This is a genomic window from Sphingopyxis sp. GW821-FHT12F08 (genome assembly GCF_058806755.1).
The window spans coordinates 417,776-438,893 of the sequence record NZ_JBXAQA010000002.1 but is presented as its reverse complement, the minus strand read 5'-3'; the positions used below and the strand labels follow the sequence as shown (position 1 = coordinate 438,893).

Sequence of the window (21,118 nt, the reverse complement as noted above, 5' to 3'; positions counted from 1 at the left end):
CGATCCTCCCCGTGCCGGGGAGGATCGGTGATGGCCGCTACCCACACCCCAAAGCCGCCGTTCGGAGGAGAATTTGCAATCGATATAATCGCCAAAAAAAGGGCGGCTCGAGAGCCGCCCTTTCCCCCTTTTGCCGAGAGTTTCGGTCAGAATTTCTTCTTGACCGTCAGCGCCCATTCGCGCGGCCGCCCTGGCTGGCCGGTGATCGCGCCCGCGCCCGCACCGGTAAGGTCGAACTTGGACACGAAGTAATATTTGTCGAACAGGTTGGTGACCTCGAGGCTGATGTCCAGATCCTCGTCGGCATTGCGCCAGGTCAGGCGGGCGTTGGCCAGCGTATAGCTTCCCACCTGTCCGAAGAGCGCCGAGGGTGAACCGGCCGTCGGCGCAAGGTCCCCGCCCGCGATGCCGTCCTGGAAGGACACATCGAAGCGCGGGGTCAGCGAACCTGCGCTACCCAGGTCGGCGCGATACTGGATGCCGGCATTCCACTTCCACTTCATCAGCCCGCGCGGATTCTTGCTCAAGCGGCCGACGACCGCCGGATCGCTCGAGCAGGCGCCCGAAGCCAGGCCGACGACCGCCGGATTGACGCATTTCCAATTCCAGTCGATGTAGGACAGCGAGGCGTCGATCTGCAGTCCTTCGGTCGGCGTCGCGAAGAATTCGACCTCGAAACCCTTGACCTTCGCGTTGCCGGCATTCTGCGGCAGCGCGCACGGGCCGGGGCCGCCGAACTGGGGACAGGACAACAAAGTCAACTGGGCGTTTTTGAAATCATTATAGAAGACCGCCGTGTTCAACCGCACCATACGGTCGAACAGGTCGGTCTTCAGCCCGAGCTCGAACGAAGTCAGCTCCTCCGGCCCAAAGCCGATGGCCTGCGCCGCGTTGAAGGGGCGGGGGCCGACGCCGCCCGCCTTGTAGCCGGTGGAAACCGTGGCGTAAGCCAGCACCTCGGGCGAGAAACGATAGTCGGCCGAGACCCGGTAATCCCAGCGACTGCCGCGGAAGCTGGCGGTCCGGCCGGTCAGCGCGGTGACGATTTCGGTCGTGTTGCCGTCGCCATCGGTATCGAGCGTATCCGCACCTTGATAACCCGCGCCATAGGCGGCACCGATGCCGTCGAGGAACGGATTGATCGTGGACCCGTCGAGATTGTAGCGGAAGAAGGTATAATCCTTTGAATCCTTGGTGTAACGAACGCCGGCGGTGATGGTCAGATCGTCGGTCAGCTCATAGATGGCGGTTCCGAACAGCGCCTTGGACTTGGTCCGCACCGGATCGTCGCCGATGAACTGGAGCGGAAACAGCGGCAGCGGACCGCCCGGGGTCGAGACCGCGACGTAGCGGATGTCCTGCAGCGTATAATAGGTGGTCTTTTCGTCCGAATAATAGCCGCCGAGCGTGATGTTGAACTGATCGCTGATTTCGGCATTCAGCCGCAACTCCTGGCTCCAGAACCAGTGCGACAGCTCATTGTTGCCGAAACCGACATTGGCCGGCGACAGGTCGCCGTCGATGCTGAAGCTGCTGTCCCATTCGCGATAGGCGCTGATCGACGTCAGCTGCATGCTGTCGCTCAGCCCCAGCTCGACGTTGCCCGACACGCCCCAGCCCTCATAGTCCGAACTCTGCTGGCCGCGCGTCGCGGCGACGGGGAAGCCCTGCAGCGGCGGGATAACGCCCGCCACCCAGCTCGCGGCATTCTGGCCGAGCGTGGTGTAGTTGCAGAATTTGCCGCAGACGAAGCGGCTGTCGAACGGAAGGCCGTTCACCGTCCTGACGTTGGGGTTGGTGTTGCTGCCGTACAGCAGGATTTCGGCGCCATTGTTGTGGCTATCCTTGGTATAGTCGGCGCTGATCATCACATCGACGTTATCGGACGGATTATAGCGCAGGATGCCGCGCAGCGCCTTATATCCGACGTCGCCCAGTTCATATTGCGTGCACTTGCTGCCGCCGCCGAGCGCCGGAACGCCGCTCGTCGGGTTCGCGCAGCCATAATCGATGACATCGACATAGCCGCCCTGGTCGGCAAAGGTGCCCGACAAGCGCGCGAACAGATCCTTGGCTATCGTGAAGTCGGCGCTGGCGCGCAGGTTGATGCGGTTCCGGCTGCCATAGGTCGCCGAGACATAGCCGCCGCCTTCGCCGGTTGGCTTGCGCGAGATGAACTTGATCGCGCCGCCTTCGGAGTTGCGGCCCGTGAGCGTGCCCTGCGGTCCGCGCAGCACTTCGATCCGCTCGACATCCATCAGATCGAAATTGGCGCCGGTCAGGCGCGGATAATAGACATCGTCAATATAGAGGCCGACGCCCGGTTCATAGGCGGGGTTGAAATCGATCTGGCCGAAACCGCGGATCGTCGCCGTGATCGAGTTGCCGAACGCCGCCGAAGCGGGACGCAGGACGACGCTCGGCGCCGAATCGGCGATCGCATTCAAATTGGTTGCGCTGCGCTGTTCCAGCGTGTCTCCCGATACGGCGGTAATCGCGAGCGGGGTGTCCTGCAGCCGCTGTTCGCGGAATTGCGCGGTGACGACGATTTCGTTGTCGGTCGGCTGGTCGCTGGCGGCGTCCGGCGCTTCTTGCGCAAGCGCCGGAGTCGCAGCGATCAGGGCGAAAGTCGCCACACTGGTCGCAAGACAGCGATTCCTCATGGAATTATGGTGTGAAATTTTGAACACGGCCCTCTCCTCCCTCATCCTTATCCGTCGGGATTCTTCGTCCCTAACTTTGTTAGTAAAGCATACAATGATGGCCGATGGCAAGACACAATCAAATGTTAGCAATTCGCGCCGCGGCCCCGGATTTCCGGGCGTGACAACGACGGCGGGAAACGGCTATGGCGATCCAATGCGCGGAAAATGGTTATGTTGATGGAAAGAGATGCGTTAGTGGAACTGCTGGTGAGCCTGCTCAAGGTCGCGACGCGCATCGGCCGGCCGATGCGCGACGATGTCGCCGACGCGGAGGAGGTCAGCGTGACCGAATTGCGCATCGTGCTGATGCTCGGCGGCGAGGGCGAACTGGCCGGGCACGAACTCGCCGAGATGATGGCGATGCAGCCGATGAACGTCAGTCGCGCGTTGGCCAGCCTGTTGGAAATGGGTCTGATCGAATTGGTCGACAATTCGGCGAACCGCCGCCGCAAGCCCTATCGGCTGACCGCGACGGGACGAAAGAAATATGTGTCGATGCGGCGGCGCATGGGGTCGGTCGCCGATTTCCTGTTCGCCGATTTCGACGAGCAGGAACTGACGCGGGCTGCCGATTCGCTGTCGCGGATGGACCGGCGACTGATCGAATGGGAAACGCCCTCCGATTCGTACCATGTGAAGCGCGCTTGAGGTCGACGGCCAATCCGCAATTCTAGCTCGCCAGCGCCGCGCCGAATTTGGGGTGCGCGAAATGCATCGGCACATCCTGGCGGTGCGGCCAGGTCTCGCGCCGCATGCTTTCCGGAAGCAGCGCATCGGGGCCGATCGGGTTGGCGGGCCAGCACTCCATCAGCGGCTGGAGATGGGCGATCGTGTGCGCCCAGCCGGTTTCATAGTCGGCCTGCCACTGCATCATATAGTCGAGCCGCTTGATCTTCCAGCAACCGTCCTCGCGGACATAGTCGTTTTCATAAATCCCGGCCTCGTAGAACTGCAGGGGCAGACCGTCGGGCTTGTACGCGCGCGACTCGTGGCTGCCGCCGAACAGGATCGCCCGGAACCGGCCTTTTGCGGTCTGGCGGTCGGGCGCGACGGTGATGACGTCCTGCATCTGGAAATGATCGAGCAGGAAGCCGTCGGCGGGGCCTTCCTCGCCGGGCGCGAGAAAGAAATTCTTGAACCAGGTGCCATAGAGGCGGCGGACGCCCGCGCGGCCGCGGTAGATGCCGGACAGGAATATCACCTCGCCATCCTCGGCGAACAGATCGGCGACATCGTCGGCGCGATTGAAGTCGATATAATAGCCATAGGCATGGTGCAGACGGCGGATGGCGCCCACATCCTCGAGCTCGGCCACGCGATTTTCCAGCGCCGCGAGGCGCGCCTCGACATCGGTCATCTTCCACTCTCCCGCTTGACGGCTTGTTTCGATTTGTATGCATTGCTAACAAATGTTATGGATCGTGGCGAGAGGAAATCGGGATGGATGTCAGGGGCAAGACCGCCTTCATAACGGGCGGCGTGTCGGGAATCGGACTGGGAATCGCCCAAGCCTTTGCGGAGGCGGGATGCGACCTCATTCTCAGCTATCGCAACGAAGACTATCGCGCGGCGGCCGAAGCCTGGTTCGCCGGGCGGGGTTTCGCGATCCCGCGCTTCGTGAAGCTCGACGTCACCGACCGCGCGGAATTTGCCGCCGTGGCCGCCGCGGCGGGCAAGGTGCATATCCTGGTCAACAATGCCGGGGTCAGCGTCTTCGGCCCCGCCGACGAGGCGCGCCACGACGATTATGACTGGATCATGGGGGTCAATTTCGGCGGCGTCGTCAACGGGCTGGTGTCCTTCCTGCCGCATATCAAGGCGCATGGCGAGGGCGGGCACATCGTCAACGTCGCGTCGATGGCGGCCTTCCTGCCCGGACCGCAGGCGGGCCTTTATACCGCGAGCAAGTTCGCGGTGCGCGGGCTGACCGAATCGCTGCGCTACAATCTGGCGCCCCATCATATCGGCGTGACATTGATGTGCCCGGGGCTGACGCGCACCAATGCGTGGGATTCCGCGCTGAAGCGCCCCGCCGCTTTTGCCGAATCGGGTTTTGCGCCCCCCGACCGCGAGGTGCTCGCGCAGTTTGGGACGGCGTTCGATCTTGGGATGGAACCGATCGAGGTTGGCCGCAAGACGCTCGCGGGGGTCGCCGCCAATCGCGGGTTGGTGCTGACCCATCCCGAATTCGCCGAGGATTTCGAAGCCATCTATCGCGATTCGCTGGCGGCGCTGCCCGACGAGGCGGCGCCCGAGGGCCGGTTGCACATCGAAGGGCTGCGCCGCGCGGCGAACCGCGCGGCGGCCGAAGGGCGGATCGTCGAACTGGGCGATTTGACATGAGCGTGGCGGAACTCGCGGACCTGCGCGCCGAGCTGGCGCTGCTCAAGGCGGAGCGCGACATCCAGCGGCTGCAAACCGCCTATGGCTATTATGTCGACAAGGCGCAGTGGGACGAGGCGGCCGACCTGTTCGCGCGCGACGCGACGCTCGAGATCGCGGCGCGCGGACTATTTCGCGGTCAGGACCGCATCCGCGCCTATCTGCACGCGCTGCCGCCGCTCGAACATGGCACCGTGTTCAATCATATGCAGTTGCAGCCGCTGGTCACCGTTGCGCCCGACGGCGCTTCGGCGCGCGGGCGGTGGCGCGCGATCATGGAGGTCGGCTTTGCCGGGCGCGAGGAATTGTGCGGCGAGGCGGTCTATGAAAACGCCTATGCCGTCGAGGACGGCGTCTGGAAGATCGCCAGACTGCACTGCTTCGTGACCTATTATGTCCGCTGGAACGAAGGTTGGAGCCACGGCGGGGTGCCGATGGGGACGCCGCTGCCCGGCATGATCCCCGACGCGCCGCAGACGGTCGATTATGGATCCTTCCCCGACGTTTTCATTCCCCCCTATCATTATCCCAACCCGGTCACCGGCCGCGCGTGGACCAAGGAGAATCAGGCATGAGCCCCGAAGGCATTAATATTCGCCACGCCGACCGGCTGTGGATCGGCGGCCAGTGGGTGGCCGCCCATTCGGGCCGGGCGATCGAACTTGTCTCGCCCAACAGCGAGCAGGTGATCGGCAGCGTCGCCGAGGCCGACGAGAGCGATATGGATGCCGCGGTGGCGGCGGCGCGCGACGCGTTCGACCATGGCCCCTGGGGCCGCATGGCGCCCGCCGAACGCGTCGCGATCCTCAAGGCGATGGCGTCGCACCTGCACGCCCGCAACGACGAGATCGCGCGCGCCTGGACCTTGCAGATGGGCGGGCTGGCCAGCTTTGCCGGGCCGATGTCGGCGGGATCGACGATGACCCTCGACGGCATCATCGCGATGGCGGAAAATTTCGCCTTCGTCGAACAGCGGCCCTCGCACGCGGTGCATACGGCGCTTATCGCTTATGAACCGGTGGGGGTGGTCGCGGCGATCGCGCCGTGGAACGGTCCTTATGGGATCATGCTCAACAAGGTCGCCTATGCGCTCGCGACCGGTTGCACGGTCATCATGAAGCCCTCGCCCGAAACGCCGCTCGAAGCCTATATCATCGCCGAGGCGGCCGAGGCGGCGGGGGTTCCCGCCGGGGTGGTCAACCTCGTGTGCGGACACCGCGAGGCGAGCGACCACCTGGTCTGCAACCCGGGCGTCGACAAGGTCAGCTTTACCGGGTCGACGGTGGCGGGCAAGCGCATCGCCAGCGTGTGCGGCGAACGCATTGCGCGCTGCACGCTCGAACTGGGCGGCAAGTCGGCGGCGATCCTGCGCGACGATTTCCCGATCGAGGCGGCGGCGAAGATGCTCACCGGCACGATCACGCTGATGAGCGGGCAGGTGTGTGCGATGCTGAGCCGGGTGATCGTGCCGCAATCGCGCCACGACGAACTCGCCGACGCCATCGCCGCCGAAATGCGCCAGGTCGTGATCGGCTATTCCGACGACCCTGCAACGCAGCTCGGCCCGCTCGCGATGAAGCGCCAGCTCGAACGCGTCGAAATGTATATCGACGAGGGCAAGCAGAGCGCCGACCTCGTCACCGGCGGCCAGCGCCCGAGCCACCTCAATCGCGGCTATTTCATCGAGCCGACGCTGTTCGCCAATGTCGGAAACGACAGCCGGATCGCGCAGGAGGAGATTTTCGGACCGGTGCTCAGCCTGATACCCTGCGCCGACGAAGAGGATGCGATCCGTATCGCCAACGACAGCCATTACGGCCTGAACGGGTCGGTGCTGACCCACGACGCCGATGCCGCCTATCGCATCGCGCGCCGTATCCGCACCGGCGGTGTCGGGCAGAACGGGCTGCGCATGGACTTCGGCTTGCCCTTCGGCGGTTTCAAGCAATCGGGCCTCGGCCGCGAAGGCGGCCCGGAGGGGCTGCTCGGCTATGTCGAGACGAAGACCATCCTGCTCGATGGGGCCCCGACCCTGGCGTAAACGGATGAATTTCGCATCGCCCGCCCTCGCAGGATGGCGGGCGATGCGTGCGCTTCGTTAACATCCGTTGGCTTTTCGCTTGACCGCTCCTTTTTCTAAAATGTATGCATGACATACAAAACAAGGATATGGGAGAGGTCGTAATATGGCCGACGTCACGCTCTATCACTGGGAGCCGAACGCCAACTCGGGAAAGCCGATGCTGGCGCTCATGGAAAAGGGCGTACCCTTTGCCAGCCACTATCTCGACCTGCTCAAGTTCGATCAGCACCAGCCCGATTATCTGGCGATCAATCCGCAAGGCACGATCCCGGCGATGATCCACGATGGCCGCGTGCTGACCGAATCGACCGCGATCATGGAATATGTCGACGAGGCGTTCGACGGCCCGCCGCTGATGCCGGGCGATGCGCGCGACCAGTGGCGGATCCGTTGGTGGATGAAGTTCATGGACCAGTGGCTGGCGCCCAGTTTCAGCATGTTCGGCTGGAGCATCTTTGTCGGGCCGGCGGCGCGGCAGAAGGATCCCGCGGTGCTCGAAGCGGCGATCGAGCGCATCCCGCTGCCCGAACGCCGCGTCGCGTGGCGCAAGGCGATCTATGGCCTGTTCAGCGAAGAGGAAATGGCTGAATCGCAGCGCCGCATCGCGCTGGGGATCGGGATGCTGGAACAGGCGCTGTCCGAACGCGAATGGCTCGCGAGCGATCATTATAGCCTGGCCGACATCAATGGCTTCAATCTCGCCTTCGCGCTGCCGCTGTCGCAGCCCGACCATGCCAACGACACGCTGACCCCCCATATCATGCGCTGGCTGCGGGCGATTTATGCGCGTCCCGCGACCAAGGCTTGCTGGGCGATGGGCAAGACCGATCTCGCCAGGCGCGTCGCGATCCTCGAGCAGGAGCAGGCCGCATGACGATGACGCTTTATCACGGCGAACCCAACGGCCCGTCGCTGACGGTGCTCGCCATGCTCGAAGAAAAGGGGCTGGCCGCCGATCTGGTCCGTATCGACCTCGCGCGGCTGGGGCGTCATGCGGCGGAATGTCCGCGCAACGTCATGGTCGAGATGAGCGTCGAGGGCGAAGGGCCGGTGCTGGTCGTCGATGGCGAGGCGATGTCGGACAGCCTGTTCATCGCCTGCTATCTCGACGATATCGGCGACGGTCCGGCGCTGCGGCCCGCCGATCCCTATGCGCGCTGGGAAATGATGATGTGGTGCCGCCAGATCATCGAGCGGCTGGCGCCCGCCGCTGCCTATCTGGGATGCCGGGCATATCTGCATGACGGGCTCGCAGCGATGGCCGACGCCGACTATGCGGCGCTGGCTGCGCCGATCGCGAGCGAGGACCTGCTGGCCCGCTGGAACGATGTGCGCCGCGGCAATTTCACACCCGAAAAGCTTGCCGACAGCCGCGCCAAGATAGCGCAGGCGGCCGAGCGTTGCGAGGCGCGGCTCGCCGATCGCGAATGGCTGATGGGTGATTTCTCGATCGCCGACCTCGAAACCTATGCCTGGCTTTCGGGCATGTCGGCGCTGGTGCCGGAGGCATTCGAAAATGCGCCGCAGACACGTATCTGGCTGTGGCGCGTTCGTTCGCGCCGGTCGGTGGCGCAGTCGCTGGCCCTGGCAACGGCGATCGGACCCGAAACGAGCTGGGCGCCCGGTCCCGAAATCAACCGCTGGGGATAAGCGATGCGCGCGATAGACTATTTCGATCGCGGGCATGACCGCGACCCGGCCCGTGCGGCGCTGGTCGACGCGGACAGCGGCGAGGCGCACAGCTTTGCCGAAACGAAACGGCGGACCGAACAGATCGCCGCGGCGTTGCAGGCGAACGGCTTCGCCAACCAGCAGCCTGTCGCGCTCTATGCGCCGAACAGCGCGCAACTGATGATCGCCCTGCTGGCGATCTGGCGCGCCAATGGCGTCTGGGTGCCGGTCAACACGCGCAACGCCATCGACGCCAACGCCGCCTATCTGAATTATGTCCGCTGCGAATGGCTCTTCTATCATTCGAGCCTCGCCGACGAGGTGGCGGATATCCGGGCGCTTTGCCCAGCGCTCACCCGGCTGGTTTGCATCGACCGCCCCTATGGCGGCGATCCGTCGCTCGCCGAATTCATCGGAAACACGGCCGCCGACGATTTCGTCGAGCCCGCGACCGATGCCTTCGGCAACATGTCCGACCTTGTCGGAATCTTTCCGACCGGCGGCACCACGGGTCCGTCGAAGGGCGCGAATGTCACCAACCTCGGCTGGGGGACGATGATCGAGACCGCCGCCGATGCGATGGGCGGGCGCACCGACGATCCCGTGGCTCTGGTGTCGGCACCGATCACCCATGCCGCGGGTCCGATCGCGCTCGCGACGCTCAGCCTGGGGGCGACGCAGGTGATCCTGCCGGGCTTCGACGCCGACCGCGTATTGCGCACGATCGAAGAGCGCCGGGTCAGCCATATGTATCTGCCGCCGACCGCGCTTTACCAGTGCCTGGCCTCGTCGCGGATCGATGCCCACGACTATGCGTCGCTGCGCATCTTCATCCTCGTCGGCTCGCCCTGTTCGCCCGAGAAATTGCGCATCGCGGTCGACAAATTCGGGCCGTGCATGTGCCAGTCCTATGGCCAGGTCGAATGCCCGATGATCGTCGCCTGGCTGCCGCCCGAAATCGTCGCGGCGGCGGCGGCGGGCGATCATCCCGAGCGGCTGGCGAGTTGCGGGCGGCCCACGCGCTCGATCAAGGTCGCGATCATGGACGACGACGGCCGGCTGCTGCCGACGGGCGCGGCGGACGAAATCGTCGTGCGCGGCGTGCTGGTGTCCGACAGCTATTTCGAAATGCCCGAAGCGACGGCGGAAATCCGCCAGTTCGGCTGGCACCATACCGGCGACATCGGCAAGTTCGATGCCGACGGTTTCCTCTATATCGTCGACCGCAAGAAGGACATGGTGGTGTCGGGCGGCTTCAACGTCTTCACCGCCGAGGTCGAGGCGGCGATCACCGAATTGCCCGAGATCCGCGAGTGCGCCGTGTTCGGCATCCCGCACGAAAAATGGGGCGAACAGGTTCATGCCGTCGTCGTCGCCGGGGACATCGCCGCCGATGCCATCATCGCGCATGCCAAGGCGCGGCTCGGCGGGGTCAAGGCGCCCAAATCGGTCGAATTCGTCGATGCCATTCCGCGCACCGCGGCGGGGAAAATGGACAAGAAGCTGCTGCGCCGCGCCCATTGGGGCGACGCCGCGCGGATGGTGAATTAGCGGGATGGGCGGGGAGAGACGGCGGATGGGCAGGATCGGGTTTCGCAAGGGCGTCTTCCTGTGCCTGCTGGCACTTGCCGGCTGTTCGGGCGGCGGCGATGCCGGCGAAGCCGGGGGCATCGACGCGAAGCGCCTGGTCGAAGCCGGCGCCGACGCCGCCAACTGGCTGTCCTATGGCCGCACCTATGACGAGCAGCGCTTTTCGCCGCTCGACCAGATCGGCGCCGCCAATGTGAAGGATCTCGGACTCGCCTGGTATGCCGACATGGACAGCGCGCGCGGGCAGGAAGCGACGCCGATCGTCATCGACGGCAAGATCTACATCACCACCGCCTGGTCGCGCGTGAAGGCCTATGACGGCCAAACCGGCAAGCTGCTTTGGGAATATGACCCCAAGGTGCCAGGCGAAACGGCGGTCAAGGCGTGCTGCGACGTCGTCAACCGCGGCCTTGCCGCCTGGGGCAACCGGCTCTATCTCGGCACGCTCGACGGCCGGCTCGTCGCGCTCGATCGCGACACTGGCAGGGAAGTCTGGTCCAAGGTCACCGTCGACCAGTCGAAGCCCTATACGATCACCGGCGCCCCGCGCGTCATCGACGGCAAGGTCATCATCGGCAACGGCGGCGCCGAAATGGGTGTGCGCGGCTATGTCGCCGCCTATGACGCCGACGACGGCGACGAGCTTTGGCGCTTTTACACGGTGCCCGACGCGCCGGGCAAGAACAGCGAGCCGCATCTGCAGACGGCCGAGGCGACGTGGAAGGGCGAATGGTGGGCCTTGGGCGGCGGCGGCACCGTCTGGGACGCCATGGCCTATGATCCCGAACTCGACCTGCTCTATATCGGCGTCGGCAACGGCAGCCCCTGGAACCAGGCCTATCGCTCGCCGGGTGGCGGCGACAATCTCTACCTCTCGTCGATCGTCGCGCTGCGCCCCGGAACGGGCGAATATGTCTGGCATTACCAGACGACGCCGGGCGAGACCTGGGACTTCACCGCGACCCAGCATATCATGCTCGCCGACCTGGTGATCGGCGGCAAGCCGCGAAAAGTGCTGATGCAGGCGCCTAAGAATGGCTTTTTCTATGTGCTCGACCGCGCGACCGGCAAGCTGATCTCGGCGAAAAACTATGCGCCGGTGAACTGGGCGAGCGGGATCGACCTCAAGACGGGGCGGCCGATCGAAAATCCCGCCGCGCGGATCGACCGGACGGGCAAGCCCTTCGTCGTGACGCCCGGACCGGGGGGCGCGCATAATTGGCAGCCGATGGCCTTCGACCCCAAAACGGGTCTCGTCTATATCCCCGTCCAGCAGGGCGCCTTCCCCTATATCCCCGAGGCGGGGTGGAAAAGCGCAAAGCAAGGTTTCAACACCGGAATGGACTTCGCGGCCGGCGCGATGCCCGCCGACCCCAAGGTCCGCGCCGCCGCGCTTGCGGCGACCACCGGGGCGCTCGTCGCCTGGGATCCGGTGGCGCAGAAGGAACGCTGGCGCGTCCCGTTCAAGGGGCCGTGGAACGGCGGCGTGCTGGCGACCGCCGGCGGGCTGGTGTTCCAGGGCAATGCCGCAAAGCAGTTCGCGGCCTATGATGCCGCGACGGGCAAACGGCTGTGGTCCGCCGATGTCCAGACCGGGATCATGGCGGCGCCCATCACCTATCGCATCGGCAGCGATCAATATGTCGCGGTGCTCGCCGGCTGGGGCGGATCGTGGGCGCTGTCGCCCGGCATCCTCTCCGAGGTCGCGGGACCGGTGCGCAACATTTCGCGCCTGCTGGTCTACAAGCTGGGCGGGCAGGCCAAGCTGCCGCCCGAACCGCCGCTCAGCCAGCTGCCGCTCGATCCGCCGCCGGTGACCGGCACGCCGGCACAGATTGCGGCGGGGGGCGCCAGCTTCGGCCGCTTCTGCGGCGTGTGCCACGGCGATGCCGCCTTTGGTGGCGGCGTGTTGCCCGACCTTCGGCGCAGCGGCCTGCTGGGGGATGCCAAGGGCTGGGCGGTGGTCGTCCACGACGGCGCGTTGAAGGACAATGGCATGGTGTCCTTTGCCAATGTCCTGTCGCGCGAGCAGATCGAGGCGATCCGCCACTATGTCATCCATCGCGCCAATGAAGACAAGAAATTGGGCCTCAAATAGGATCGGAACCGAATATGGCTATCACTCTCTACACTGCCGCAACCCCCAATGGCTGGAAGGTTTCGATCGCGCTCGAGGAAATGGGGCTGCCCTATGACTGGAAACTGATCGATTTTGCGACCAACGAGCAAAAGGCCGACTGGTACACCGCGATCAACCCCAACGGGCGAATCCCGGCGCTCGACGACGACGGCTTTACCCTGTTCGAATCGGGCGCGATCCTGATGTATCTGGCGGAAAAAACGGGCCAGTTCCTGCCCGCCGACGTCCAGGGCCGCAGCCGCGTCGTCCAGTGGCTGATGTTCCAGATGTCGGCGGTGGGCCCGATGATGGGCCAGGCCAATGTCTTCCTTCGCTATTTTCCCGAAAAGATCCAGCCGGCGATCGACCGTTACCAGCGCGAAGTGACGCGGCTGTTCGGCGTCATGGACAAGCAGCTCGCGACCCATGAATATATCGCCGGCGACTATTCGATCGCCGACATGGCGCTGTGGCCGTGGGTTTCGGGATATGACTGGTCGGGCGTGACGATCGACGGCTTCGACCATCTGCAGCGCTGGCTGACGCTGGTCGGCGACCGCCCCGCCGTGCAGGCGGGGCGCGACATTCCGATCAAGCGCGACCGCGCGGCAGAGATCGAGCAGGCCAAGAACACCGGTCCGCAGATGCTGGCCTAGAGTATGTCCTGTTCAAGCTAAGCCGACATAAGCCCCTCCCCTTCAGGGGAGGGGCTTATTTGGAGACAAGGGCCCACACCGGCCCCGCCCTACAATTCTTGCGTCCGGGCGACGGATATGTTTGTATGTTACACAAACTAAATCGCCATCGATTCGGAACCCCAGCGGATCGGCCGGACGCCATATGAGAGGATAGACAAGTGAACGACCTGACCCCCATCAACTATCAGCAGGCGGCCTATTCGATGGCGGCGAAAAGCTTCCTGTCGCGCGCGCCGAAACTGTTCATCAACAATGAATGGGTCGCCTCGTCGCACGACGCGACGATCGCGGTCGAGGATCCCTCTTCGGGCAAGGAAATCTGCCGTATCGTCGATGCTTCCGACAAGGATGTCGACCGCGCGGTGGCCGCCGCGCGCACCGCGTTCGACGACGGCCGCTGGACCGGCCTGCCGCCGATGCAGCGCGAGCGGATCATCAACCGCCTTGCCGACCTGCTCGAAGCCCATGCCGACGAATTCGCCGAGATCGAGGCGATCGACAATGGCAAGCCCAAGGGGATGGCGGCGGCGGTCGACGTGCCCGGCGCGATCAGCCAGCTGCGCTTCATGGCCGGCTGGGCGTCGAAGCTGAACGGCGAGGTCATCCAGCCTTATACGATGCCCACAGGCGCGGTGTTCGGCTATACGCTGCGCGAACCGGTCGGCGTCGCTGCGCAGATCGTGCCGTGGAACTTCCCGCTGTTGATGGCGTGCCTCAAGATCGCGCCCGCGCTCGCCGCCGGCTGCACGCTGGTGCTCAAGCCCGCCGAACAGACGCCGCTCACCGCGCTGCGCCTCGCCGATCTGGTGGCGGAGGCGGGCTTCCCCGCCGGCGTCGTCAACATCATCACCGGCAATGGCCACACCGCGGGCGACCGGATGGTCAAGCATCCCGACGTCGACAAGGTCGCCTTCACCGGATCGACCGAGATCGGCAAGCTCATCAACCGCAACGCCACCGACACGCTGAAGCATGTGACGCTCGAACTGGGCGGCAAGTCGCCCGTCGTCATCATGCCCGACGTCGATGTCGCGCAGGTCGCGCCGGGCGCCGCGGGGGCGATCTTTTTCAATTCGGGCCAGGTCTGCGTCGCGGGGTCGCGGCTGTTCGCGCACCGTTCGATCTTCGACCAGGTGATCGAGGGGGTCGCCGCGACCGCGCCCTTCTGGGCCCCGCGCCCGTCGCTCGATCCGCAGGCGCATGCGGGGCCGCTGGTGTCGAAGGAACAGTTCGAGCGCGTGATGGGCTATATCGAGGCGGGCAAGCGCGACGGCGCCAGCGTCGCCATGGGCGGCGATGCGCCGACCGCGGACGGCTATTATGTCAATCCGACGGTGCTGGTCGATGTGAACCCGCAAATGAGCGTGGTGCGCGAGGAGATTTTCGGCCCCGTCGTCGTCGCGCAGCGCTTCGACGATCTCGATGAAGTCGCCAAGGCCGCGAACGACACCTGCTTCGGCCTCGGCGCCGGCGTGTGGACCAAGGATGTGGCGACGATGCACAAGCTGGCGGCGAAGATCAAATCGGGCACGGTGTGGGGCAATTGCCACGCGGTGATCGATGCCGCGCTGCCCTTTGGCGGATATAAGGAATCGGGGATCGGCCGCGAACAGGGCCGCCAGGGTGTCGAGGCCTATCTGGAGACCAAGTCGGTTATCATCCAGCTGTAGGCTGTGCGGGATAGGGGAGCGCCGATGGTTTATGTCCGGGATGCCTGGTATGTGGCCGGGTGGAGCCGCGATCTCGGCTCGGCGCAACCCTTTGCCCTGTCGATCCTGGGCGATCCGATCGTCCTCTATCGCAGCGAAAGCGGCCGGCTGGTCGCGCTGGAGGATCGCTGCGTCCACCGGCTGGCGCCGCTGTCGCTGGGCCGCTGCGAGGGCGAGCGTCTGCGCTGCATGTATCATGGCCTGCTGTTCGATCCCGACGGCCGCGTCGCCGAGATACCGGGGCAGGATCTGGTTCCGGCGCAGGCGCGGGTCCGATCCTATCCGGTGGTCGATCGCCACGACTGGATCTGGGTGTGGATGGGCGATGCCGCCGCGGCCGATGAAGCGCTGATCCCGTCCGCGGTGGGATTGTCCGATCCCGATTGGGTGCTGGGCCACGGCCAGATGGACTATGCGGCAGAGGCGCGGCTGATCTGCGACAATCTGTGCGATTTTTCGCATCTCAGCTTTGTCCACGCCAACAGCTTCGGCGCCAGCGAGATCTGGGCGCGCAGCCGGCCGCGCGTCATCCCGCTCGACCGCGGGGTGCGGTTCGAACGCTGGATCGTCGGCGAACCGCGCATGTCGGGTAACCGCGCGAGCAAGGCGGATGTCTGGCAATGGTATGATTTCATGGTCCCCGGTATTTTGCTGATGTCGAGCGCCGCCTATCCCGAAGGCACCGCGGCGGCGTGCGGGATGAACGCCCCCGCGCCCGACCGCGCGCTGACGGGCGAGGGCGTCACGTTCACCAGCCAGGCGGTCACCCCGCTGACCGACCGGACGGCGCGCTATTTCTTCAGCTGGGGGCCGCGACGCGACCAGGGCGACGCGGCGCTGCGCGACATGCTGATGGGCATCGCCGACCAGGCCTTTACCGAAGATCGCCTGATGATCGAGGCGCAGCAGCGGGTCATCGATGCGACCCCGAACCCGCGGATCATGCCGACCAGCGCCGACAAGGGTGTCACGCTGTATAACGGCCTGGTCCAGAAACTCGCCCGCGCGCCGGGCATGGCAATCGAGAGTGCAGCATGATCGACCTCAGCAAGATCAGGGCGATCGACGTGCATGTGCACGCCGAAGTGTCCTGTCACGATCCCGAAGATCCGGTGATGGGCAAATATTTCGACGCGGCATCGGCCTATTTCAAGGCACCGCGCGAGCGTCCGAAGATTCCCGAAATCATCGACATCTACCGCGAACAGCAGATCGCCTTATGTCTGTTCACGGTCGATTGCGAAAGCGGCATCGGGGCAAAGCGCGTCTCCAACTACGAGATTGCCGACTATGCCGCGAAGAACAGCGACATCTGCATGGCCTTCGCGTCGATCGATCCGCACAAGGGCAAAATGGGCGCACGCGAAGCACGCGACCTGATCGAGAATTTCGGGGTCAAGGGGTTCAAGTTCCACGGCATCATGCAGGATGCGCATCCCGCCGACCGCATGGCCTATCCGATCTATGAGGTGATCGCCGAATATGGCCTGCCGGCGATCTTCCACACCGGCCATTCGGGGATGGGGACGGGAATGCGCGGCGGCGGCGGGGTGCGCCTGAAATGGGGCCAGCCGATCCTGATCGACGATGTCGCGGTCGATTTTCCCGACATGAAGATCATCCTCGCGCACCCGAGCTGGCCGTGGGTCGACGAAAGCCTGTCGATGGCGCTGCACAAGGATAATGTGTTCATCGACCTGTCGGGCTGGTCGCCGAAATATTTCGCGCCGCAGATCATCCAATATGCCAACACCCAGCTCCGCAAGAAAATGCTGTTCGGCAGCGATTTTCCGCTGATCCACCCGCAAAAGTGGATCGACGCCGCGCTGCAGGTCGGCTTCAAGGAAGAGGTTCTGCCCGGCATCATGAAGGATAATGCGGCGCGGCTGCTGGGCCTCGCCTGATGGATTTCGGCGGCCGCCATATCCTCGTGACGGGGGCCTCGACGGGCATCGGGCGCGCGACGGCGCTGCTGCTGGCCAGCCGGGGCGCGCGGCTGTCGCTCGTTGCGCGCGGTGCCGACAAGCTGGCCGACGTTGCCGCCGACATCCGGGCGCAGGGCGGGGAGGCGGTGCATTTCGCGGCCGACGTCGGCGATCCGGCGGCGTTCGCTGCCGCCTTCGACGCGGCGGAGGCCGCCTTCGGCCCCGCCCTCGGGCTGTTCGCCAATGCGGGGACCGGCGGGGCGTTCGGCCCGGTCGCCGCGTGCCCCGATACGCTGTTCGACGATGTGATCCGCGTCAACCTGACCAGCGTCTTCTGGGCGATGAAGCGCGTGCTCCCGGCGATGGTCGAGCAGCGCTCGGGCGCGATCGTCGTCACCGGCAGCCTCGCCAGCGAGCGTGGCATGCCGGGTAACGCCGCCTATGTCGCCTCGAAGCACGGCCTGCTCGGCCTGGCCCGTGCCGTCGCCGCCGAGGCTGCGCCGCACGGCGTGCGCGTCAACTGCGTGATCCCGGGGCTCATCGAAACGCCGATGCTGGCATCGCTCGACAGCGATGCGACGGCGGAGCAGTTGCGCGACCGGCTGGGGCCATCGGTGCCCCAGGGACGCATCGGTTCGCCGGAGGAGGTCGCCGCGCTGGTGTGCTTCCTGTTGTCGGACGCCGCCAGCCACATCACCGCCCAGTCCATCGCCGTCGACGGCGGCATGCTGGGCACAATTTTGCCATAGGACAGGAACATCATGGCCCTTCGCTATTATCACGCCGAACCGGTTGCCAATTCGCTGAAATCGATGATCCCGCTCAAGGAAAAGGGGCTCGAATTCGAAAGCGTCTATGTCGATCTGCACAAGTTCGAACAGCATTCGGACTGGTTCGTGAAGATCAATCCGGAGGGCCAGGTTCCGGTGCTCGACCATGATGGGCACATCATCACCCACACCACGGTCATCAACGAATATCTGGAAGATGTGTTTCCCGACATCCCGCTTCGGCCGCGCGATCCGGTCGGTGCGGCGCGGATGCGCTATTGGAACAAGTTCATCGACGAACATGTGATGAACCATGTCTCGATGCACGGCTGGCACCGCATGGTCGGCGTCATTGCCCGCAACATCGAAAGCGGCGAGTTCGAAAAGCTGCTGGAAAACATCCCCCTGCCCGATCAGCGCAAAAAATGGCTGACCGCCCGTTCGGGGTTCAGCGAAACCGATCTGGCGAACGCCACCGACAAGATCGTCTATGCGGTCGACAAGGTCGAAACGCAGCTGGGCGAAACCCGGTGGATCGCGGGGAATGACTTCACGCTCGCCGACATCAATTTCTATTCGCATTGCGGCATGATGGTCGAACGCATGTTCCCCGACCTCGACATCGCGCAGCGCGCGCCGCGGCTGGTCGAATGGCGCGACCGGATGAGCGCGCGCGACGGCGTGGCCGCGGCGTTGGCGATGCCCGATCACACCAATCCGGCGCTGCGAACCTTCACCGGCCACGCTCGCTAGGGGAGACATCATCATGCGCGCCTGGCAAATTCCGGCGGGTTGCACCGCTCCGGACCAGATCGAAATGATCACCGCCGACAAGCCCGTACCCGGGGCGGGCGAGGTGCTGATCCGGGTCAAGGCCTGTTCGCTGAATTTCCGTGACCAGCTGATTCCCAAGGGCCGTTACTTCGGCGGACCGGTCGCGATGGCGGGCACGCCGCTGTCCGACGGCGCGGGGGTGATCGAGGCGCTGGGTGCCGGGGTCGATGGGTTGGCGGTCGGCGACCGCGTTGCCGGCACCTTCTTTCAGGATTGGCTCGACGGGCCGCCGAACCCCGCGACGGGCGACGCGCTGGGGGCGCCGCCTGCCAGGGGCATGCTGGCCGATTATGTCGTGCTGCCCGCACGCGGCGTCGTGCCGCTGGCCGCCAGCCTGTCGTTCGAGGAAGCCGCGACCTTGCCTTGCGCGGGCGTCACCGCCTGGAATGCGCTGTTCTGCGGGCTCCGGCCGCTCAAGGCCGGCGACAGCGTCTTGTTGATCGGCAGCGGCGGGGTGTCGTTGCTCGCGCTGCGCCTTGCCAAGGCGGCCGGCGCGCGGGTCATCGCGACTTCGTCGAGCGATGCCAAGCTGGACCGGCTGCGCGCGCTCGGTGCCGACGATGTCATCAACTACCGCGCCGAACCGAACTGGGGCGCCAAAGCGGCCGCACTCGTCGGCGGTGGCGTTGATCATGTTGTCGAGGTGGGCGGGCCGGGGACGCTGGCGCAATCGATGCAGGCGGTGGGTTTTGGCGGCGAGATCGCGCTGATCGGCGTATTGTCGCTCGACGGCGATACCAATCCGATGCCGCTGATGGTCAAGGGCGCCAGCGTGCGCGGCATATTTGTCGGATCGGCGCAAATGGCGTGCGACCTCAACGCCTTTATCGACCGGCACCAGGTAAAGCCGGTGATCGACCGCCAGTTCGACTTTGCCGACGCCCACGCCGCTTATACCTGGCAGGCATCGCCGGAGCTGTTCGGCAAGGTCGTCATCGCCAATCCCGGCGCCTGAGCGTGGCGACCTTCGTCCTGATCCACGGATCGTGGCACGGCGGCTGGTGCTTCGATCCGGTGCGCGCAATCCTTGAAGGCGCGGGCCATGATGTGATCGCGCCCGACCTGCCCGGCATGGGCGGCGACGAAGCCGCCTTGCGCGCGGTGACGTTGCAGGGTTGGGCCGATTTCGTGGCCGATCTGTGCGGCGGGGCGGGGCAGCGCCCGGTCGTGCTGGCGGGGCATAGCCGCGGCGGACTGGTCGTCAGCCAGGCGGCCGAAACGGCGCCCGACGCGATCGATGCGCTGGTCTATATCTGCGCGATGATGCTGCCCGACGGCATGTCGCGCGCGATATTCAAGGATATGGAGGGGCCGAACCCGCCGTTCGACGCCATCATCGCGCCGGTGCATGGCGGGGCGGGGACCGCTGTCGATCCCGGCGGCGCGCGCGACATATTCGCGCAACTTTCGCCGCCCGACCTCGTCACGGCGGCGATGGCGCGGCTGGTCGCCGAACCGCACGGCCCGCGCGCGGCGCCGCTGCGCCTGACGGCGCAGCGTTTCGGTTCGCTGCCGCGCACCTATGTCGAATGCACCGCGGACCGGACGATCCCGATCGCCAGCCAGCGCCGGATGCAGGAACTGGTGCCGGGTGCGGGCATCGTCACGCTGGACGCCGACCATTCGCCCTATCTGTCGCGGCCGGCCGAGCTGGCGGCGGCGCTGATCGCCGCCGCCGAGCGCGTCAGTCCCTGAACACGACGGTCTTGCCGCCGTTGAGGAGCACCCGGTCCTCCAGGTGATAATGCACGGCGCGGGCAAGGACGCGGCGTTCGATGTCGCGGCCCTTGCGCACCAGGTCGTCGGGCGAATCGGCGTGGCTGATCGCCTCGACGTCCTGATGGATGATCGGCCCCTCGTCGAGGTCGGCGGTGACATAATGGCCGGTCGCACCGATCATCTTCACCCCGCGTTCGAACGCCTGGTGATAGGGCTTGGCGCCCTTGAAACCCGGCAGGAAGCTGTGGTGGATATTGATGCAGCGCCCCGACAGGAAGGCGGCGAGGTCGTCCGACAGGATCTGCATATAGCGCGCGAGGACGACCAGTTCGGCTCCGGTCTCGGTGACCAGCGCCTTGATCTGCGCCTCCTGCTGCGCTTTTGTCTCCTTGGTGACAGGCAGATGGTGAAACGGCACGTCGCCGATCAGCGAGATTTTCAGGGCCTCGCGCGGGTGGTTGCAGATGATGCCGACGACATCCATCGGCAGCTCGCCGATCCGCTGCCGATAGAGAAGGTCGCCCAGGCAATGGTCGAACTTCGACACCATCAGCATCACCCTGCGGCGGTCGGCGGCGCCGCGGAGCGTCCAGGTCAGCGCATTGGCTTCGGCAAAATAGGCAAAGGCCGCGCGCAGGCGTCCGGCACCGGCGCTATCGGCCAGCGAAAAGACGACGCGCATGAAAAAGCGATGCGATTCGGCGTCGTTGAACTGCTGCGATTCGTCGATGTTCCCGCCATTGTCGGCCAGAATGCGGGTGACGCCCGCGACCAGGCCGGGGCGGTCCTCGCAGGAAAGGGTCAGAATATGGCGATTTGACGACATGGTGTGTCCATTCTCCCAAAAATATTGTTTGTGTTGCATACAAACTTTGATATGCCTTGCCTATAAATTTCTTGAGATAGGGAGAGA

Annotated in this window: 19 protein-coding genes; 16 read left to right on the top strand and 3 right to left on the bottom strand. The window is 65.1% G+C overall.

Features of this window, described 5'->3' with window-relative positions; all coding sequences use genetic code 11:
* Positions 1-146: 146 nt before the first annotated feature.
* Positions 147-2,636 (bottom strand): TonB-dependent receptor, encoded by a 2,490-nt coding sequence (locus AC1RNQ_RS06905; RefSeq protein WP_493169970.1) that lies wholly within the window; start codon positions 2,634-2,636, stop codon positions 147-149.
* Positions 2,637-2,900: 264 nt separating this feature from the next.
* On the opposite strand from AC1RNQ_RS06905, the gene AC1RNQ_RS06900 reads away from it, so the two are divergent.
* Positions 2,901-3,353 carry a MarR family winged helix-turn-helix transcriptional regulator gene (locus AC1RNQ_RS06900; protein WP_493169969.1) on the top strand — a complete coding sequence of 151 codons (453 nt, stop codon included), beginning with the start codon at positions 2,901-2,903 and terminating at the stop codon, positions 3,351-3,353.
* A gap of 22 nt (positions 3,354-3,375) precedes the next feature.
* On the opposite strand, the gene AC1RNQ_RS06895 is transcribed toward AC1RNQ_RS06900, so the two are convergent.
* Complete coding sequence (locus AC1RNQ_RS06895; protein WP_493169967.1) at positions 3,376-4,062, bottom strand: nuclear transport factor 2 family protein; 687 nt, start codon at positions 4,060-4,062, stop codon at positions 3,376-3,378.
* Between the two features lie 83 nt (positions 4,063-4,145).
* On the opposite strand from AC1RNQ_RS06895, the gene AC1RNQ_RS06890 reads away from it, so the two are divergent.
* The 15 genes from AC1RNQ_RS06890 (at position 4,146) to AC1RNQ_RS06820 (ending at position 20,181) form a co-directional block, all read left to right on the top strand.
* Positions 4,146-5,048, top strand: coding sequence for an SDR family NAD(P)-dependent oxidoreductase (locus AC1RNQ_RS06890; protein WP_493169965.1), 903 nt, complete (start codon positions 4,146-4,148; stop codon positions 5,046-5,048).
* A gap of 2 nt (positions 5,049-5,050) precedes the next feature.
* Positions 5,051-5,662 carry a nuclear transport factor 2 family protein gene (locus tag AC1RNQ_RS06885; RefSeq protein WP_493169964.1) on the top strand — a complete coding sequence of 204 codons (612 nt, stop codon included), beginning with the start codon at positions 5,051-5,053 and terminating at the stop codon, positions 5,660-5,662.
* Positions 5,659-7,128 (top strand): aldehyde dehydrogenase, encoded by a 1,470-nt coding sequence (locus tag AC1RNQ_RS06880; protein WP_493169962.1) that lies wholly within the window; start codon positions 5,659-5,661, stop codon positions 7,126-7,128. The genes AC1RNQ_RS06885 and AC1RNQ_RS06880 overlap by 4 nt, the downstream gene beginning before the upstream one ends.
* Positions 7,129-7,273: 145 nt before the next feature.
* Positions 7,274-8,044, top strand: coding sequence for a glutathione S-transferase family protein (locus AC1RNQ_RS06875; protein ID WP_493169960.1), 771 nt, complete (start codon positions 7,274-7,276; stop codon positions 8,042-8,044).
* Positions 8,041-8,820, top strand: coding sequence for a glutathione S-transferase family protein (locus AC1RNQ_RS06870; protein WP_493169959.1), 780 nt, complete (start codon positions 8,041-8,043; stop codon positions 8,818-8,820). Before AC1RNQ_RS06875 ends, AC1RNQ_RS06870 begins: the two co-directional genes overlap by 4 nt.
* A gap of 3 nt (positions 8,821-8,823) precedes the next feature.
* Positions 8,824-10,392 carry an AMP-binding protein gene (locus tag AC1RNQ_RS06865; protein ID WP_493169957.1) on the top strand — a complete coding sequence of 523 codons (1,569 nt, stop codon included), beginning with the start codon at positions 8,824-8,826 and terminating at the stop codon, positions 10,390-10,392.
* Positions 10,393-10,417: 25 nt separating this feature from the next.
* On the top strand, positions 10,418-12,529 hold the full coding sequence (locus AC1RNQ_RS06860) for a PQQ-dependent dehydrogenase, methanol/ethanol family (protein ID WP_493169955.1): 2,112 nt from the start codon (positions 10,418-10,420) through the stop codon (positions 12,527-12,529).
* Between the two features lie 14 nt (positions 12,530-12,543).
* Entirely contained in the window at positions 12,544-13,206 is a 663-nt protein-coding gene (locus tag AC1RNQ_RS06855) for a glutathione S-transferase family protein (RefSeq protein WP_493169954.1), read from the top strand.
* 200 nt (positions 13,207-13,406) lie between these two features.
* The gene (locus AC1RNQ_RS06850; protein WP_493169953.1) at positions 13,407-14,918 is read left to right on the top strand and encodes an aldehyde dehydrogenase family protein; all 1,512 of its coding nucleotides are present in this window, start codon (positions 13,407-13,409) and stop codon (positions 14,916-14,918) included.
* Positions 14,919-14,942: 24 nt separating this feature from the next.
* Complete coding sequence (locus tag AC1RNQ_RS06845) at positions 14,943-15,995, top strand: aromatic ring-hydroxylating dioxygenase subunit alpha (RefSeq protein ID WP_493169951.1); 1,053 nt, start codon at positions 14,943-14,945, stop codon at positions 15,993-15,995.
* Positions 15,992-16,861 (top strand): amidohydrolase family protein, encoded by an 870-nt coding sequence (locus tag AC1RNQ_RS06840; RefSeq protein ID WP_493169949.1) that lies wholly within the window; start codon positions 15,992-15,994, stop codon positions 16,859-16,861. The genes AC1RNQ_RS06845 and AC1RNQ_RS06840 overlap by 4 nt, the downstream gene beginning before the upstream one ends.
* Positions 16,861-17,631, top strand: coding sequence for an SDR family NAD(P)-dependent oxidoreductase (locus AC1RNQ_RS06835; RefSeq protein ID WP_493169947.1), 771 nt, complete (start codon positions 16,861-16,863; stop codon positions 17,629-17,631). The genes AC1RNQ_RS06840 and AC1RNQ_RS06835 overlap by 1 nt, the downstream gene beginning before the upstream one ends.
* Positions 17,632-17,643: 12 nt before the next feature.
* Positions 17,644-18,405, top strand: a complete 762-nt coding sequence (locus tag AC1RNQ_RS06830) for a glutathione S-transferase family protein (RefSeq protein ID WP_493169945.1) — start codon at positions 17,644-17,646, stop codon at positions 18,403-18,405.
* A gap of 13 nt (positions 18,406-18,418) precedes the next feature.
* Positions 18,419-19,441, top strand: a complete 1,023-nt coding sequence (locus AC1RNQ_RS06825) for a zinc-dependent alcohol dehydrogenase family protein (RefSeq protein WP_493169944.1) — start codon at positions 18,419-18,421, stop codon at positions 19,439-19,441.
* Positions 19,442-19,443: 2 nt separating this feature from the next.
* A complete protein-coding gene (locus AC1RNQ_RS06820; RefSeq protein WP_493169942.1) occupies positions 19,444-20,181 on the top strand; it encodes an alpha/beta fold hydrolase in 738 nt (245 codons plus the stop codon).
* On the opposite strand, the gene purU is transcribed toward AC1RNQ_RS06820, so the two are convergent.
* Entirely contained in the window at positions 20,171-21,031 is an 861-nt protein-coding gene (gene purU / locus AC1RNQ_RS06815) for a formyltetrahydrofolate deformylase (RefSeq protein WP_493169941.1), read from the bottom strand. The genes AC1RNQ_RS06820 and purU overlap by 11 nt on opposite strands.
* Positions 21,032-21,118 lie beyond the last annotated feature (87 nt).